At 52.8% G+C, this 17,588-nt stretch carries 11 protein-coding genes; 8 read left to right on the top strand and 3 right to left on the bottom strand.

All coding sequences use genetic code 11. From position 1 onward, the window contains the following. Positions 1-180: 180 nt before the first annotated feature. Positions 181-1,677: a capsule assembly Wzi family protein gene (locus EHT25_RS29855; RefSeq protein WP_124879085.1), complete on the bottom strand. Its 1,497-nt coding sequence runs from the start codon at positions 1,675-1,677 to the stop codon at positions 181-183. Between the two features lie 66 nt (positions 1,678-1,743). Between EHT25_RS29855 and EHT25_RS29850 the strand changes: the two genes are divergently transcribed. The 4 genes from EHT25_RS29850 to EHT25_RS29835 all read left to right on the top strand — a co-directional run bounded on the left by EHT25_RS29850 (position 1,744) and on the right by EHT25_RS29835 (position 9,240). Further along, positions 1,744-2,472 (top strand): peroxiredoxin family protein, encoded by a 729-nt coding sequence (locus EHT25_RS29850; protein ID WP_124879084.1) that lies wholly within the window; start codon positions 1,744-1,746, stop codon positions 2,470-2,472. 468 nt (positions 2,473-2,940) lie between these two features. After that, a complete protein-coding gene (locus EHT25_RS29845) occupies positions 2,941-6,786 on the top strand; it encodes a putative Ig domain-containing protein (RefSeq protein WP_124879083.1) in 3,846 nt (1,281 codons plus the stop codon). A 154-nt stretch (positions 6,787-6,940) separates the two neighbouring features. After that, positions 6,941-8,125, top strand: a complete 1,185-nt coding sequence (locus EHT25_RS29840) for a DUF418 domain-containing protein (RefSeq protein WP_221622346.1) — start codon at positions 6,941-6,943, stop codon at positions 8,123-8,125. Beyond that, positions 8,122-9,240, top strand: a complete 1,119-nt coding sequence (locus EHT25_RS29835; RefSeq protein ID WP_124879081.1) for a hypothetical protein — start codon at positions 8,122-8,124, stop codon at positions 9,238-9,240. Before EHT25_RS29840 ends, EHT25_RS29835 begins: the two co-directional genes overlap by 4 nt. On the opposite strand, the gene EHT25_RS29830 is transcribed toward EHT25_RS29835, so the two are convergent. Next, a complete protein-coding gene (locus EHT25_RS29830; RefSeq protein ID WP_124879080.1) occupies positions 9,233-10,084 on the bottom strand; it encodes a pirin family protein in 852 nt (283 codons plus the stop codon). The genes EHT25_RS29835 and EHT25_RS29830 overlap by 8 nt on opposite strands. Positions 10,085-10,153: 69 nt before the next feature. Between EHT25_RS29830 and EHT25_RS29825 the strand changes: the two genes are divergently transcribed. After that, positions 10,154-12,067, top strand: a complete 1,914-nt coding sequence (locus EHT25_RS29825) for an LTA synthase family protein (RefSeq protein WP_124879079.1) — start codon at positions 10,154-10,156, stop codon at positions 12,065-12,067. Between the two features lie 3 nt (positions 12,068-12,070). Here the strand turns inward: EHT25_RS29825 and EHT25_RS29820 are convergent, their stop codons facing one another. Further along, the gene (locus EHT25_RS29820) at positions 12,071-14,101 is read right to left on the bottom strand and encodes a glycosyl hydrolase (protein ID WP_124879078.1); all 2,031 of its coding nucleotides are present in this window, start codon (positions 14,099-14,101) and stop codon (positions 12,071-12,073) included. A 152-nt stretch (positions 14,102-14,253) separates the two neighbouring features. On the opposite strand from EHT25_RS29820, the gene EHT25_RS29815 reads away from it, so the two are divergent. The 3 genes from EHT25_RS29815 (at position 14,254) to EHT25_RS29805 (ending at position 17,582) form a co-directional block, all read left to right on the top strand. Further along, positions 14,254-15,204 carry a sugar phosphate isomerase/epimerase family protein gene (locus EHT25_RS29815; RefSeq protein WP_124879077.1) on the top strand — a complete coding sequence of 317 codons (951 nt, stop codon included), beginning with the start codon at positions 14,254-14,256 and terminating at the stop codon, positions 15,202-15,204. A gap of 316 nt (positions 15,205-15,520) precedes the next feature. Next, positions 15,521-16,189 carry an RNA polymerase sigma factor gene (locus EHT25_RS29810; RefSeq protein WP_124879076.1) on the top strand — a complete coding sequence of 223 codons (669 nt, stop codon included), beginning with the start codon at positions 15,521-15,523 and terminating at the stop codon, positions 16,187-16,189. A 325-nt stretch (positions 16,190-16,514) separates the two neighbouring features. Continuing rightward, positions 16,515-17,582 (top strand): FecR domain-containing protein, encoded by a 1,068-nt coding sequence (locus tag EHT25_RS29805; RefSeq protein WP_124879075.1) that lies wholly within the window; start codon positions 16,515-16,517, stop codon positions 17,580-17,582. Positions 17,583-17,588: the final 6 nt, after the last annotated feature.

The following is a 17,588-nucleotide window of genomic DNA, read 5'->3' as shown; positions in this document are numbered from 1 at the left end:
TAAACTGAAACGTGCAAAAAGGTGCTTAAGTGGTAAACACCCGTTCCATTCTGGTAAGCAATCCTACAACGGAAAATCCGGGATTAAATTTTGTTGGGAGACAAAAGAGGTCAGACAAGAGAAAAAAGATTTTAACCGGATGAGTTTCATTTCTCCTGTCTCACGTCTATTCTCTCTTGTCTATTTCTGCCAGATCGTTTTGCTCAATCCGATCAAACCGCCTGCCGCATTGTCGTAGAGTTGACCTGCATCGACAGACAGAGCGGCTGTCAGGTAGGACCCGCCGAGCCAGCGGAGCGGAAATCCGACCTGCACCCAGGTCGACAGTTGTTTGGGCGTTCCTGCCAGAAAAACTTCCGGAATACCGTAGTTCCGGCTGTAAGATACTTTGACCCGTAGGTCCATTTGCTTCGCCACCGTTGCCCGCAGGGCGGCATGAAAAACCTGAACCCGGTTATTGACGATGGCCCAATCGCTGGAGTTTTGGTAGGCGGCCTGAATATCCTGTCGACGGGTCAGAAACGGCGTGCCGATGACCCGGTCCTGATACGTCCAGCCTTCGCGGTATTGCGAATTGTTGAAGTAATTATCGGCCCCTTTCCAGGGTTTGTTGGTTTGGTACAAAGTGGGACCGCTCTGGCTCAACGTAGTCAGAAATTCCAGCAAAACTTCATGCAATTGAAAACCGGCAGCACCCGGACGATTGTTCCGCAATCGGATACCGCTCAGGCCATCGGGAAGATTTTTGAAAAACATCCCCGTCACATCATCAAAAGCGTGCTGGTGATAAAGAAAGACATTGACGGCCGGAAACCGCAGTTCCCCCCCGAAGTCGATGCTACCGAGGTGATTTCCGTATAAATTGACGTAATCGAACGACGTCAGACGATCATTGTTCAGGCCGTTGGTCCGGATGGCAAACAACACATTTGGGAAATCGGCCAGGCGACCGGGCAGTTTGCCATTTACCGCAAATTTGGGATCGATGTAATCGGATTGGCCGCCCCACTGCACATTGTGGTTGATTCCGGCGTAGAACCGAAGCGTCGCGGTCGGCTTTCCAATCCGGAAAAGCAGCGATTTCTGGTGCAGAAACGAATGCCGCAAATACCAGGTTTTGGCGTACCAGCCGTGCGCGATAAAACCGTTGATCGACAGCCAGCCCCGGCGTCCGAGCGGCACAAATCCCCGCGTCCCAAACTGGACTTTTGGAATGGGCAGTGCGTTGCCCGACCAGGCATATGAGCCCGACGAAAGCGTTGAATCCACCAGACCGATTACCTCGCGCCGACGTCCCGCAACCAGTTCAATCCCGCGATGCATCACTTTTACGTAGCCTTCCGGCAGCAGCAACTGGCTCGACTTTCCGGCGTTCCCAACCGCTTCGGCCTGGTATTGCAACGTCCAGGCACGCTGGGGCCGGGTGCGATAACGCCCCGTGGTCGTATCGCTGATCAGCACCGTTCCGGCCAGCCCAACCCGGAGCGTTCCGAACGGAGCCGATAACGGTATACTACCATACTGGTTGGCCCGGAGCCAGAAAGGCGTCCGGTCGGTGGAAGAAGCCAAAGCACCCACTTCTGCGTATAACCGGCTTTGATGCCGGGCGGGCGATTGGGCAAAAACCGCGGGCGAGGAAAGAAAACCGGTCAGAATAATCAGGTAGAGTTGCTTCATAGAGGCACAATTGCTCCGCGTTCGACGAATTTTTAGTAGTATTATTCCAGATTAAATATAACGGTTATGCGCTACCCTTTTTTGTTTATTTTATCAATTTGCATCTATCACGCATCCCTTGCCCAGCCCATTACCATAGAGCAGACCGGGATCAGGCAGGAAATGCGTATAAATGAGAACACCGTAATCTTTGATAAAGCCACTGGGAAACGGATTTCCGATCAGCAATACCGCCGGTTAACAAAGGACGATCCATTTGGGTATCACCTGGAGCGGGTTTACGACGAATATGGGCAGACCAGCGCGTACAAAATCCGCCCCGCAACGCCCGAGGAGCGGGAAACGCACTCTTTCCGGCCCACTGCGGAAGGAAGACCTAAAGTTGGCGAAACCATTCCGCTCTTTGTCATGAAAGGATTGGATGGCAAAGTCTACCGGTCAACCGATTTACAGGGGCGCGTTGTGGTACTTAGTTTCTGGATTAGTCTGAAAAAACCGTTCTGGGGCGTCAATCAGGCCAAATCCTATGCCGATATTCTGAAACCCTATCAGTCAGACACCGGCCCCGTGTCGTTAGGCATTTTCGCGGAATCGAAGGAGAGTTTGGACGAATTTATGGCCCGGGAATCCCTTCCTTTTATCCCGATCCCTGATTCGTACGGTTTTAATGGCAAATTTCACGTTACCAATATGCCCGCATTTATCGTCATTGACCGGACCGGAAAAGTTGCCGCCTACATGGATGGCCCTGATTATGAAGAATTAAAAAACGTCTTACAAAAAATCAGTAAATAAGAATATCGTTGAGTAAACCGGACTGTACTCGCAACTGCTTGAAAAACAAAACCCCGGCAAACACCGGGGCATGTAATTCTAACCTTTTTATCTATACTTGAAAGTACGCAAGATGTCGAAAAAGTGTTGCAGTTAGTTATTCTAAGGCAACTACTTTACTCTCCTGAGCTAATGCCCTGCTTCCCATACGTATTCCGAAGCCTCAAACGGGTCAGAACGGCGATTGAGTTCAACCGATTCCATTTCCTTTCCGGTCGATACGCGACCGGTTTTTAACGCTCTTTTCTTTTTGGGATGCAAAAGCCCGATCAGGAATGCATCAAAAAAGCCCGGAATCTTCCCGGAAACCGCTATTGACCGACGAATGTAACGTCAGTTATAGCATTGGAAACGTCGCTTATAGCCTCCTTAATTGCCTTGACCAACCTTTGCAGCTGAATCTATCCATTTTTTAATTCCAATTCAGCAATGCAAACACGTGTATGTTTTTATGGCAGACCCAACTTCCTCCGATGGATGGGTTTATGCGGATTCATCCTGCTCCTGGCGGGTAGTCTGGCCGATGTTCAGGCACAACAGACCCGATATGTGAAAACCAACGGCTCGGGTGATGGCACAGCCAACTGGGCCAATGCCTCGAATGATTTACAGGCCGTTATCAATGCTTCGTCGTCAGGCGACCAGATTTGGGTCGCGGCTGGCACGTATAAACCCACAACCGGTACCGACCGTACAATTGCGTACGCTATGAAAGAGGGCGTAGCTATCTATGGCGGTTTTAAGGGAACCGAAACCCAGTTTAGTGACCGTCCAACGATCAATTTAACAACACCTTCATCAACGACCTTAAGTGGTGACATTGGCCAGGCAGGTAATTCGGACGACAATTCGTACCATATTATCTATAACAACAACAACGGTTTGTCAGCCGCTGCTGTATTGGACGGATTTGTTATGAAAGGGGGGAAAACGGAAGAAAACATTTTCAGCGCTAGTGGTACAGCCCTCCACAATTTTTACAGTAGCCCCACCATCCGCAATTGTACGTTCACCAATAACCAGGCAGCATCAACAGATGGTGGAGCGGTGCTAAACAGCTCTTCAAATTCTACGTTCACGAATTGCAATTTTGTTGGCAACATGGCGGTACGCGGGGGAGCTTTAGCAATCAATTTTGGAAATATTACACTCACGAACTGTAGTTTTAGCCATAATTCGGCTTCTCAATCCGGGGCAGCGCTGGAAGTCATCATTGGCGGCACGCTTACGGTGATCAATTGCAGCTTTAGCGGAAACTCAGCAACCAATACTGCGGGCGTCCTTTACAATGAATCAACGGCTATTTTTAAAAATTGCATTCTCTGGGGCAACTCTCCGAATGACCTTTATGCGCCATCCTATAATTCCCCAACGACAACAGTCACCAATTCGATCATTGCGCAGAGTGGTTACGCCGGGCAGAATGGAAATAGCAGCCAGGACCCGCTCTTTGTCGATGCAACGAATGACAATTTGCGTTTACTGCCCTGTTCTCCGGCTCTTAATGTAGGTGATAATGCCGCCAACACGACGCCCAAGGATCTGGACGATAATACCCGCATCTATGGAAGTACGATTGATTTGGGTGCTTTTGAAGTACAACGTCAGCCGATCATTCCTACCGTCATTACCACACAGCCGGCCACTAGTTCAGCCGTTTGTGCAGGAAGTAACCTGATCGTTTCCGTGGTCGCTTCAGGCCCTAATCTAGTATATACCTGGAAGAAAAACGGTCAGGTTATTGGTACCAATAGCCCCAATTTACAATTATCGAATGTCAGTGCGGCAGATGCGAGCACCTATACAGTAGATGTGACCGGCGATTGCAACACGGTTACCTCCCGAGTATTCACGTTAGCTGTTAATACCAACCCAGAAAGCAGCTTATCTAAAAATGGCGACATCAGTTGTAGCAACCCCTTAGTCACGTTAACGGCTCCTGCTAGTAATGGCGCAACATACCATTTTAGTAATGGCGCTACTCAGATCAGCAGCGGCAACACCGCCACCGTTTCCGAGGCCGGAACCTACTCAGTGGTCGTTACCAACCCTAGCGGCTGTACCGCTAGCGCTTCAATCGAGGTGACGAGTGACAAAACCGCCCCTTCGTCGGTCAGCCTCACCGCCAGCGGAGCCATCAGCTGCACCAACCCCACCGTAACGCTGACGGCCAGCCCGGCCACCGGCGTCACGTATGCCTTCAGCACCGGGACGACACCGGGTACCAGCGAAAATACCGCTGCGGTTTCGCAAGCCGGAACCTATTCGGTGGTCGTCACTTCGCCCAACGGCTGTACGGCGGTAGCCAGTGTGGAAGTAACCGGAAATAAAACCCCGCCGACAGCGGGTATTACCCCCACAGCCACGGCACTAAATTGTACGCTTCCTTCGGCCACGCTAACCGCCAAGGGCGGAGGCACTTACCAGTGGAGCACCGGGGCCAACACAACGGAAATCACCGTTTCCGAGGCCGGAACCTACTCAGTGGTCGTTACCAACCCTAGCGGCTGTACCGCTAGCGCTTCAATCGAGGTGACGAGTGACAAAACCGCCCCTTCGTCGGTCAGCCTCACCGCCAGCGGAGCCATCAGCTGCACCAACCCCACCGTAACGCTGACGGCCAGCCCGGCCACCGGCGTCACGTATGCCTTCAGCACCGGGACGACACCGGGTACCAGCGAAAATACCGCTGCGGTTTCGCAAGCCGGAACCTATTCGGTGGTCGTCACTTCGCCCAACGGCTGTACGGCGGTAGCCAATGTAGAAGTAACCGGAAATAAAACCCCGCCCGCTGCCCCAACGCTGGCTTTAACCGCCGGCACGACCCTGCCCATTCTGCAAAATACCCCGGCCGTTAGCCTGACCATCAGCGGTTGTGCGAGCGGTTTGCTGACCTGGTCGGGGTCGAATCAGACCCAGGGCACGTCCAGCGAAATTTCGATCCCGACTTCCGCCACCGGCACGCTGATTTATTCAGCCACCTGCACCAGCGGAGTCTGTACCAGCGCACCCGGCCAGCTCAGTGTCGTTATTGAGGCTTCGTTAGTCAGCGGTTCGTTTGACGGTTTTATCAACGGAGCCGACTGCAGCAGTTTCCGCGGCTGGGCCTGGGATCGGAACAAGGGCAATACTGCTGTATCAGTCGATATTCTCGATGGTTCCCGCGTTATCCAGACGCTGCTGGCCGACCAGTTTCGTCAGGACCTAGCCGATGCGGGGAAAGGCAATGGCAAACATGGTTTTCGGTTCACCATTCCTGACCAGCTCAAAGACGGCAACCCCCATTTGCTTTCCGCCCGTGTAGCCGGCAGTAATTTCATCCTGAAAGATTCGCCCAAAGCCCTCATTTGCCAGGGCAACCCAACGCCTTCTGCCAACAAACCGCCCCAGCCGCCCACGCCGACGGTGCTGATCGCTCCGCTGGTGGCGCAGGTAGGGGTGCCGTTTTCGGGTACACTGGTCGCCTTTACCGATCCCGAGAATGGCAGTTTGACCTACACCCTGACTAATTTGCCCGATGGCCTGAGCTTGAATTCGGCGACTCGTGTCATTAGCGGAACACCCACGGTTGCCAACACGTTTGTGCTGATTTATGCGGCCACCGACGAAGAGGGCGCCACCAACAGTGTGAGCTTCAACCTGACCGTCAATCCGGCGGCTACAACCAGCGTAACCGGCAATTTCGAAGGCTACCTGGATAAACTCGATTGTGGAGGCATCCGGGGCTGGGTCTGGGATCGCAGCAAACCCAATACGCCCTTTACCGTCGAGTTTTACACCGAAACCAGTCCGGGGCAGGTAACGGTTTTGGGCAGTACGCTGGCCAATATCTACCGTTCCGACCTGAAAGACGCGGGGAAAGGGAACGGTGCGCATGCCTATAACTTTACTGCCCCGGCCAGTCTGGCCAACGGAACACTGGTGAATGCCCGCGTGCTGGGCAGCAATTACGTCCTGAAAGGATCGCCCAAAGCGTATCAGTGCGCCAACGCCCGACTGGCGGCCGAAACCGCCCCCGAGCTGGAGGTAGTTATTTTCGGGAATCCGGTGCGAACCGATGCGGTGCAGTTTGCGATTCAGGGAGCTGCGAATCAAGCGGTTCGCCTGCTGCTAACCAATCTGCAAGGACATATCGTTCAGGAAAAACAGATTCCGGCCGGCGAAGCAAACGCATCCCATCAGCTTTCGCTGGGTGGTGAGCCAGCCGGGGTGTTACTGCTGCGGGTCAGCACACCCGGGCGGTTTAAAACCGTCAAAATCATCAAAGCCAACTAAACCAGCGGTTGCCGTCTGTCGCATCTTCGTGTGCGACAGACGGCAACTTTTATGCGCTTCAACGCAAACAATGAACCAACAAACGCCCTTAAACGACCGACGTTTCCACTTTATTGACATCATCCGAGGTATCGCTCTGTTGGGAATTCTGATCATGAATAGTCAGACATACTCCCTGTTTGCTTTTCTTCGTCCGGAGCAGGTGTACGAACGGCATTTAGGTCAGCCGGATGCCTACGTTCCCACCCAGTTTTTTGTCCACCTTTTCTTCCGGGGGCAATTTTATACCCTTTACAGTTTCCTGTTTGGCCTGAGTTTTTACCTGATGTGGTCAAAAAACAACCAGGCTGGGCTCGATGCCAACCGGATTTTCAGACGCCGATTATGGCTTCTGCTGCTGATGGGCCTTATTCATGCCTTCATTTTCTGGTTTGGGGATATTCTGCACAAATACGCACTCCTCGGGTTTACTCTCTTGTACTTCAATACCAAATCGGTGGCAACCGTTCTGAACTGGATGGTTGCGCTCCTGCTGCTCGGTATTGGTAGCCAAGTGGTCACTATTGTCCTTTTTCCAGACACGCCGGAGTCACTCGCCCGGAGTCAACAGTCGTTCGAACTGGTCGTGACGCAAGTGGTATCTACCTGGCAATACGGCTCGGTTTGGGACGTCATCCGTCTTCAGAAACTCGGTGTCATGCTGTTACACATCGCGGCCATCCGGAATGGACTGGTGAATTATCTCCACTATGAACTACTGTTTCTGCTGGGTCTGGTGACGGGAAAATTGCAGCTTTTCCGTCGGATCAACGCCATCAAAATTCAGCTCCTGAAACTCGTTTTCTGGATTTTCCCCTTCGCTTTATTGCTAAAAGGTCTTTCCTGTCTGCCGCTTTTTGACATCCACCTGCTGCCAGCGACCCAATTGCCCTGTGAAAAACTGATCTTTTCGCTTGCCGAATTTATGGGCACTCCGCTGCTGACCATCGTTTATCTTATTGAGCTATCCTTGTTTCTTCAACAAAAACCGCCCCGCTTTTTCCGCTGGATTGGGAATGCCGGCCGCCTGGGCTTAACCAACTACCTGATGCAAACCCTCCTTTGCATGGCCTTTTTTTACGGCTACGCATTCGGATTTTCGGGCCACCTGACGCTTCTGCAATCGTTTTTTGCCGTAATTTGCCTCTATATCTTTCAGGTTTGGTACAGCACGCAGTGGTTAAAATACCACCGATCGGGTCCACTCGAAACCGTGTGGCGAAATTGGGCGTATAAAAACGAAGTGATTCGCCCCTCAGCGTCCGTCCCCAAACCAGAATCATCAAAAGCGATTCAATGAGAAACCATTACGCCTTGGTCAGCCTGGTGCTGCTATCCCTTTCGCTGACCGAATGTAAAACCGGTCGGAACCTAACCGGAAAAAACGCTTCGGTATTGACGGCTTCGGTTGAAACTGAAAACCGGCTTTCCTGCTGCGATTTCGGCACGAAAATGCCCGATGGCAACCCGGTCTGGTGCGAAGCCTCGGCGGTTTTGTTCGACAACGGCACGGTTTTCGTCGCCAACGACAAGGACATGCCCGCCGGATTGAGCCCGGTTTTTACGAAGCCCTGGAAAACCTTGGCCGACACCACCGTCCGGCCCACGCCCCTGCTCGCGGAAACCTTTCGGACCACGCGCAAATACGAAGATTTTGCCACCAACGGCGACTATGTTTTCCTGACCACGGCGTTCGACCGCGTCAAACCAGGTTCGACGGACTGGGATAGTTACAACACCATTTTATACTGGAAAAAGGGCCAGGAAGCCAATCCTCAGGTGCTGGCTCCGCAGCCGGGCGCGAAAAATTCCGTGGCGCTCCGCGAACAACTCGGCAAAGTCTTATCGCAAAACCGCCCGGCCTACCCCAACGGAATGCCGTATTTCAAGGTGGAAGGACTGGCCGTCATGGATTCGCTGCTGCTGTTCGGGATTCGGGAAGAAGGCGAAAAATACGATAAATTCGACTACCGGGTTCGGATTGTAAGCGTGCCGTTTTTCGTGGAAAAAACCGCTACTGGCGAGCGGCTGGCGTTGCGCGACAACTGGCGCGTAGTGGCCGATTTTGACCCGGCCACCGTTCCCGATCTGCCCAAACCGCTGGCGTTGTCGAGCATCGAATACGACCGAACCCGCAAGCTGTTCTGGCTCCTGACCTCCATCGAAGTCAATGGCCAACTGGACGCCTATCTCTGGACGGCCACGCCCGATGCCGTTCTGAACAACCGACCGTTTAGTGTCGTGCGCGACGCGGCTGGCCAGCCGGTTCATTTCAACCACAAAGCCGAAGACCTGACGTTCATCGACGCCAATCATTTGCTGGTCATTCACGACGACGACCGCACCGCCACGAAAGTGGGGCCCCAAACCCGCCAGCCCCATCAGGCGGCTTATACCGTTTTGAAAATCAACTGAGGTGTCCCATCCGCCCGCTTTGGTAATCGGAAATGGCCTGCCGGATTTCCTGTTCGGTATTCATCACAAACGGGCCGTGCGACACCACCGGTTCGTTAATCGGCTGGGCCGAACCCAGCAAAATGCGCGATTCGTCGGTGGCACGAACGTCGATTTCGTCACCGTCATTTTCAAAAATGACCAGCGAACGGCCACTGATTTTCTGACCGTTAACGACAATTGCGCCATTTAACAGATAAAACAGAACAGTACGCGAAGCCTCGATCCGGCGCGTAAACGAACCGCCCGCCAACAGCGAAACGTTTGCCAGCTCCACATCGTAAACCGGCTGAACCGGCCCGGCAACACCATTCCAGACGCCGGACGTAACGGCCACCGTTCCTTTTCCGTCCGCCAGCGTCACCGCCGGAATGTCATTTTTCTGCAAACCGACGTAATGCGGTTTTACCATCTTCAGCCGCCCCGGTAAATTGGTCCAGAGCTGAATAAGCTCGACCATGCCACCGGTCTCTTTAAATGCCTCCGACGAACTTTCCGAATGCACCAGTCCGCTGCCGGTGGTCATCCACTGAATGCCTCCGGTTTCGATGGTACTGGCAAAACCGCTGCTGTCGCGGTGCTGCACGTCGCCCTGGTAAATAAACGTCACGGTTTCGAAACCCCGGTGCGGGTGTGGCCCAAAGGGTAAACCGCTGTTGCGGGCCGGAAACCGGGTCGGGCCGTGGTGGTGCAGCAGCAAAAAAGGGTCGAGTTGGTCGACGCCATTGGCGGGCAACGGCTGGTGCATCGTCAGCGGCCCCAATTGCTGGCCCTGCGGCTTGATAACTGTCTGAATCGTTCGCATGCTGTAAAATTATCAGTATCCATCTACTTTTGCTACATTTGCCGATTATTGCGACACCTCTATAAATTCATGAAAAAATGCTATAGCCTGTGGCTTCAACGGCTCGGGCTGCTGTGGCTTGCCTACACGGTTTGCCGATTCTTCTTCTGGTATTTTAATCGTGACACCTTTCAACAGGCTTCATTTCAGGAAATTGGCCGGTCGTTTCTCCTGGGCATCCGTTTCGACTGGTCGATCATCGCCCTCAGCAACATTCTCTTCACGCTCCTTTCCCTCCTGCCGCTCCGGTGGGTGGCCACAACGACCTGGCAACGCGTGCTGAAAACGGTGTATCTGGCGGTCAACCTGCCGCTGTTGCTGTTGAATCTCATCGATGCTGAATATTACCCGTTTACCGGCCGCCGGACGATCATCAGCCTCCTCGACCTGGGGGGCGACATCACCGATCAACTGCCTTCGCTGGTTGTCCATTTCTGGTATTTGCTCCTGATTTTTGCGGGAATAACGTACGTTCTGGTCCGGTTTTATCCCAACCGAAAACCCGTCGAAACCTCGAGTCGCGTGGCTTGGTGGCCGGGCTGGGCCGGGTTGGCGTTCGCGCTGGCGCTGAGTATTCTCCTCTTTCGGGGCGGTTTCCAGGAAAAACCGTTGCGTGCCAATCAGGCTTTCCGACAGAATGACGCGGGTTTGGGCAATCTCACATTGAATTCGTCCTTCACTTTTCTGACCTCCATCGACGCGGTCGGCACCGAACGGCTGGCGTTTTTTACCGATCAGAAAACCGCCTGGTCGCTCATCTGTCATCCGTCACCAACTCCGCTCCACTTGCCCGTTCAGCCCCCGCAGAATGTCGTTGTGATTATCCTGGAAAGTTTTGCGAAAGAGTACATGGGCTACGGGAATCCGTACCGGGGTTACACGCCTTTTCTGGATTCGCTGGCGCGGCAAAGCGTTTTTTTTACCAACGGTTTTGCCAACGGCCGGGAGTCGATCATGGCGGTTCCGGCCGTCACGGCGTCCATTCCGCAGCTCATGGACGAACCCTTTATTACCTCAACCTACCAGTCGAACCGGTTTTCGGGACTCGGCACGCTGCTGCATCGGCACGGTTTTCAAACCCACTTTTTCCACGCAGCCCGCAACGGCTCGATGGGCTTCGAAGGATTTTCACAACAGGCCGGTTTTCAAAACTATTACGGCCTGAACGAATACCCGGATTCGCTCCGCGAACGGGATTTTGACGGCAACTGGGGCATTTTCGACGAGCCGTATCTGCAATATGTTTCCGGGCAGCTGAGCCAGTCGAAACAGCCGTTCGGCGCGGTCCTTTTTACGCTCAGTTCGCACATGCCCTACACGATTCCGGCGCAATACAAAAACCGCTTTCCGAAAGGCAAGGTGGAAGTTCACGAAAGCATTGGTTACGCAGATTATGCGCTGCGGGAATTTTTCAAAACCGCCCAAAAACAGCCGTGGTTCCGGCAAACCTTGTTTGTCATTACTGCCGATCATACGCAGGAAACCACCGAACCGGGTTATGCCAATCCGCTGGGGGCCTATCGCGTCCCAATCCTGCTTTTCCACGCTGATCCTCAGGTTGTTCAGGCGCTTAAACAGCAAACGGACACCGACCGGATTTGTCAGCATACGGACCTGATGCCCACGGTTTTGCATTACCTCAACCTGAACGAAAACCCGGTATTGCCGTTCGGGCAATCGGTTTTCGATACCGAACCCGGCCAGGCCGTTCAGTATGCCGCCGGGCGGTTTCGGCTGGTCGAAAAAGACGTTTACCTGGAAATGCCGCTCGACGGAACCGGCGTTCTTTACGACTCCCGAACCGATCAGCCGATCCGGAATGAAGTCCGTCGGCACCAATTGCAGCAACGCTTGCAAGCCACGCTGCAAGCCTATCGGAATGGCCTGATCGACAACCGGTTTCTGGACCCCAACGCCGGTGAAAAACCGCTCGCAGTCCGGTGATCGTCACGGCATTTTATTGACTTTCAGGAAAGCTGGTCGCTCCGAAACCGCCACCCGAACGGTTCCCGCCGTGGGCGACAGTTTTTGGGAAACGCCGTGTTTCTGCCCGTTCCGGAGCGTTACCAGCGTCGCCGTCGTGGGTGAACCTTCCAGTTTTAGTGAATAATCCGGCACTTCTGTTCCGTCCGACGTAGGGCACCAGAACGCATAAATTCCCTCGTTCGTCGTCGGATTTTTGAATTTAAAAACCGTCACTTTTTCGTTCCCGGTCGCGGTTTCGCCATAAAATACAAAGCCCGAAAGCTGTTCCCGCAGCGTATGAACGTAATACCACGACGGTTTGACGGTCGGGTCACCGGTCGCACCAATCAACCCGCTGTTGTCGAACTGGGTGGTGCCGGTTGTTCGCACATCGCGCAGCATAAACATCGCGACACGGTCCATTCCGCCCGCAAAACACGCCAGAAACGCCCGCACCAGCCATTGTCCCTGAATTTCCGGCGTCGGCGCGGCCTGTTTTGTCACCGGGTTGGTGTCCCAGCCAAACTCGGTCATCCAGACTTCTTTTTCGGGCGCGTAGCGGTTTCTGAAATCCGTTACGCGCTGCATCACACCCCGCAAATTGTCCTGTTCGGGGCTCACGCCTTTGGTCATCACGGCCTGCCCGCCCCCAGCGTTGCAATAGTGGTGAACCGTCAGCACGTCGAAAACGAATTTGTGGTCTTTCCGGTTGTGTTCAAACCAGAACTGCATGGCCCGCAGATACTCCACACTCGGAATGGCAATACCGCTCATGACCAGTTTGGCGGTCGGATCGGCATTTTTGATGCCCTTGTTTTTGCCCATCGTCGATTCGTGCCCGTCGTAATCCGCGCTCGATAGGGCCGCGTATTCATATGGACTAAAATAATCGCTGCGCCCGCCCCACCAGCCGTCGGGCTCGTTCCAGTTTTCGTAATAATCCAGATACCCCAAACCGGACTTTCGGGGCTGGTTGGGCGCCAGTTTCAGCTGATCGTCAGATACTTTCGTATGACCGTAGCGGGCGGCAAACTGGAACATCAGATCGGCATGAGCCGCGTACGACGCCGGATTGGTGGGGTCGGCACCCGGTTTTGCCACAGGCTTGTGTCGCGAGTGTTTGTCGGGCGCGCCGTTCAGCCACGGAACCGTGCCCTGAATGCAGGGAAAAACCGTAATGCCGGCGGCTTTCATTTTCTGATAATAGACATCAAAATCGACCCCCGTTTTCAGATTCGGATTCCAGTCGGGAATTACCCCGGCGGCTTTTTTGACCGTATCACTTTTCAATGTACTCGGATTCCACTGCGTGGCGTTGTTCGGATAACCGGGATAACCGCGCGTAAAACCGCCTTCGTGGTAATGCCAGCTGTGGTATTCGCGCACAAAATCAGCCACTTCGACCTTGTCCATCGGATCACCACAATGCGAATTGATACCGATGGTATTTTTCAAAACCGGGCCAATTCGCGCCGGGGCGGCTGCCTTTGAGGCTGTCGGAGCAGGGCCAACCGGATAACCGTAAATCACAATTTCGCGCATGTCGGCGTCGGTTTCCTTCGAAATCTGCAAATACCGTGTCCGATTATTCGCCACCGAATGAACATTCCAGACGTTGCTGTTGGTCAGCGGATCGGTCAGCAAAGGTGTCCAGCGAAAGGGAATGCCGTAGTTGATCCGGCAATTTCCGACCATGCCATCGCCGTCGTACAGGTAGATTTTGGTAATGACGTAGTCCCGGCCCAGATCGATCACCGCGTTGGCGGGCAAATACCACGACAATTCGCCTTCGGCCACGTTCACCGACCAGTTTGTGGTGCATTTTTCGACCGGAATTCGGTCTTTCGGCCCTTGTTCATCCGCCAGAAAACCGGCATTTCCTTTAGCACCTTCGTTAATGATCATTTCCGCCGACAAGCTTATTTTCTGACTTTTATCGGGCGGAAAATGGGCGGTTGTCCGAAACGCACCAAACAGAAAAAGCAGCAGGGAACTCAGGCGGTATGGTTTCATAAAAATGGGGAAAAGTTCGCGGTTATCTGCAAGACAGCGTACCTGCGCTATTCATACTCACTTTTTCTTTTCGCGCCAAAAATCCGGTTTTATCCGAGTATAATTTTCCCCTTGCGCCCCTTACGGCTTCCAATACCTTACCCGATCCCGCTATGGCTGCCAACTACTCCCGCCGATCGTTCATCCAGAAAACCGCATTGGTCACCGGTGCACTCTCGCTGCTCCAGCCCGACCGGCTGCAAAGTCAACCGACGCAGGAACTTGCGATTCCCAAAATGCACCTGTTTTCGAAGCATTTGCAGTTTCTGAATTACACCGATCTGGCCGAAAAGGCCGCCGAACTCGGATTCGATGGCGTCGATCTGACCGTTCGACCGAATGGCCACGTGCGGCCCGAGCGCGTCGAAACCGATTTGCCCAAAGCCGTTGAAGCCTTGAAAAAAGTCGGTTTTTCGCCCTCGCTGATGACCACCGCCGTCGAAGATGCGGCCAATCCGGTGGACCACCGGGTGTTGGAAACGGCGGCCCAGCTCGGCATCCGGCACTACCGCATGAACTGGTACTGGTACCCCGCCGACCGCAGTTTGCCCGAATCGCTGCGGCAGTATCAACAGAAAGTAAAGGGCCTCAGCGAGTTGAACCAAAAGCTAAACCTTACGGGCGGGTATCAGAATCATTCGGGGAGTCTGGTGGGCGCGTCGGCCTGGGAGGTCTGGGAAATGCTGAAAACCGCCGATCCGGAGACGATGGGCGTTCAATACGACATCCGGCACGCGACGGTCGAGGGCGGTTTATCGTGGCAAAACGGCCTGCGGTTGCTGCAATCGCATATCAAAACGCTGGTGTTTCAGGACTTTGCGTGGGAAAACCGCGCGGGGAAATGGGTGGTGAAAAACGTGCCGATCGGCGAAGGCATGTCCGACTACAAAAATTATTTTCAGCTGTTGAAACAGTATAAAATTCAGGTTTCGGCGTCATTTCATTCGGAGCATACGCCGGGTGGAGACGGCGCGACCAAACTGCCGCTCAGCGATCAGAAGGTGGCTTTTGAATCCCTGAAAAAGGAGTTGAAAAGGGTCAAAGAACTGTGGCAACAGGCCTAATCAGCTCCCGAAAAACCGCCTGTTATCTATTCTAGTCATCTGGCTTGAATAACCAAATAGTACAATATTTCGGGAGTTCCTTCTAAGCTGGTTTTTGATTTTACCTGAGATAATAAATGTATTTTTTACATCTATTCAAAAAAATCGGATACGGTCTGGAAACCACGAAAGCAGTTTTTATCTTTTTTTTTGGAAAAAATAGAAATTTCTTTATCTCTTTGTAAACCAATTGCGTTTTTCAGCGATCCAACCGGGCAAGCATTTCCTACAATAGTACAATTCAGCAAAGTAATTTCAAGGTATTGATTTTAGCGTAATGGAAACCCCTAGTGAACATACGGCGGAAAATGCGGTTTGGAGAAATTTCCGAAATGGAGACTCCAACGCCCTGGCGCATATTTTCAGGGAGCATTACGACAGCCTGTATTACTACGGAATGAAGCTCGTCCGGGATGAAGATTTGGTGCAGGATTGCATCCAGAATGTGTTTCTGAAACTCTGGACCCGGCGCGAACAATTGGGTGAAATCCGGTTTGTCCGAGCCTATTTGCTTAAAGCGCTGCAACGGCACATCAGCGACGAAGCCGTGTCGGCCAATAAAAAGAAGAGCATTCAGGCCGATTACCTCTATGAATTTGACATCACATTTTCACACGAAGATTTCCTGATTGCCGCCCAGATTTCCAAAGAACAGGGCGAAGCACTGGCGCATTGCCTGAACCAGCTCTCCAAACGGCAGCGGGAAGCGCTTTTTCTGAAGTTTTACGAAGGGCTCGATTACGAAAAAATTGCGGATGTGATGGCGCTCAACGTCCAGTCGGTCCGGAATCTGATTCATCAGAGTCTAAAAAGTCTGAAAGAACACAAAACCGCCCTGGTTCCGCCCTCATCGACCGCGCTCCGCCCGGTGCTCGACAGCGCCTATTTCGACGGCAAATACGCCAGCCCGCTCGCGTTGCTGATTGTCTATTTCTTTGCTTCCTGATTTTCAATCAATTATTTCCCAGGGATTTATCAGCCCACGGTTTTAACCGTGGAAAACGGAAAATCTGGCTCCCATCCAGAAACCGTTTAAACGGTTTTTATTGGCGGAAAATTGCCGTCTGATGGTCCCACGGTTCAAACCGTGGGCTGATAAAATGCTTTCGAAATGGCTCCATTTATTTCCTAAAAACCGGTGTAAAACTGCCGGACAATTTGCCCAAAAATATTTTGAGTATATAACTGCAAACCCGCTGTCCTATTAGCAAAAGAGGACGAAACCCGGTTTGTCATTCTTCATCTTTTCGCTCGTTCTAAGCGCTTTCGTTATGCATCCATCCCATTACATACACTACACCAGCGAGGATTTTGCCACCGATGAATCATTTCAGGCCTTCGTGTCCGGCACGAATGCCGAAGCGGTTCAGTTTTGGGAGCATTTCATCCGGGAACATCCCGAAAAACAACGCGAAATCGACGAAGCAAGGGCGCTGATTTCGCTGCTTACTCCGCAAAAACCGGTTGTTTCGGAGGAGCAGAAAAACCGGGAGCTGGAACGGCTGCTGGTGTCCATCGGTGCAAATGAATCATCCGTAAAACCTTTATGGTCAGATAGTACCCAAACAACCTGGTGGAACCGCTGGCCGGGATGGGTGGCGGCTTCGCTGGCGGGTTTGCTGGTGCTGGCGGGAGGCACCTATTTCTACTTGAACCGCACTGCGAAGGAGCTTATTAGTTACCAAACCGCTTACGGTGAAAACCGCACGTTTACACTCCCCGACAGTTCGGTGGTAACACTGAATGGCAACACCAAATTACGGCACGCACCCAACTGGGGCGGGAAACACGATCGCGAGGTCTGGATTGACGGCGAAGCGTTTTTCGATGTCAGGCACAAGGTAAACAACGCCCGGTTTGTGGTGCACACGTCCGACCTGGACGTCGAGGTGCTGGGAACGCGGTTTAACGTTTTTAACCGCAACGACAAAACCAACGTGGTGCTCAATTCCGGCAAGGTCAAAGTCAACATCATGTCGGAGAAAGATACTAACCGGGTGATGATGGTGCCCGGCGAGACGGTGGAATATTTCCGGAAAGACAAAAAAGTCGTCAAGAATCAGGTGAACGCCGAAGCGCTGACGTCCTGGCGCAATAAAGTGCTGGTTTTTGAAAATACGCCCCTTTACAAAGTCGGCGAAATGATCGAAGACACCTACGGCGTCGATGTGATTTTCAAAGATAATGTGAAAGCCAACCAGAAACTGGTCGGCACCATTCCGAGCGATAACCTGGATGTACTGTTGACGGTTCTGGCCAAATCGTCGAATCTGCGCATCATCCGGACTGATAATCAGGTAGTTATTGAGAATAGCATTCCTTTATCCGATCACCCTTAAGAATTT

This window comes from Larkinella rosea, assembly GCF_003858635.1.
Taxonomy (GTDB): domain Bacteria; phylum Bacteroidota; class Bacteroidia; order Cytophagales; family Spirosomataceae; genus Larkinella; species Larkinella rosea.
The sequence above is the reverse complement of the archived record's forward strand: the minus strand, read 5'-3'. Positions and strand labels throughout refer to the sequence as shown.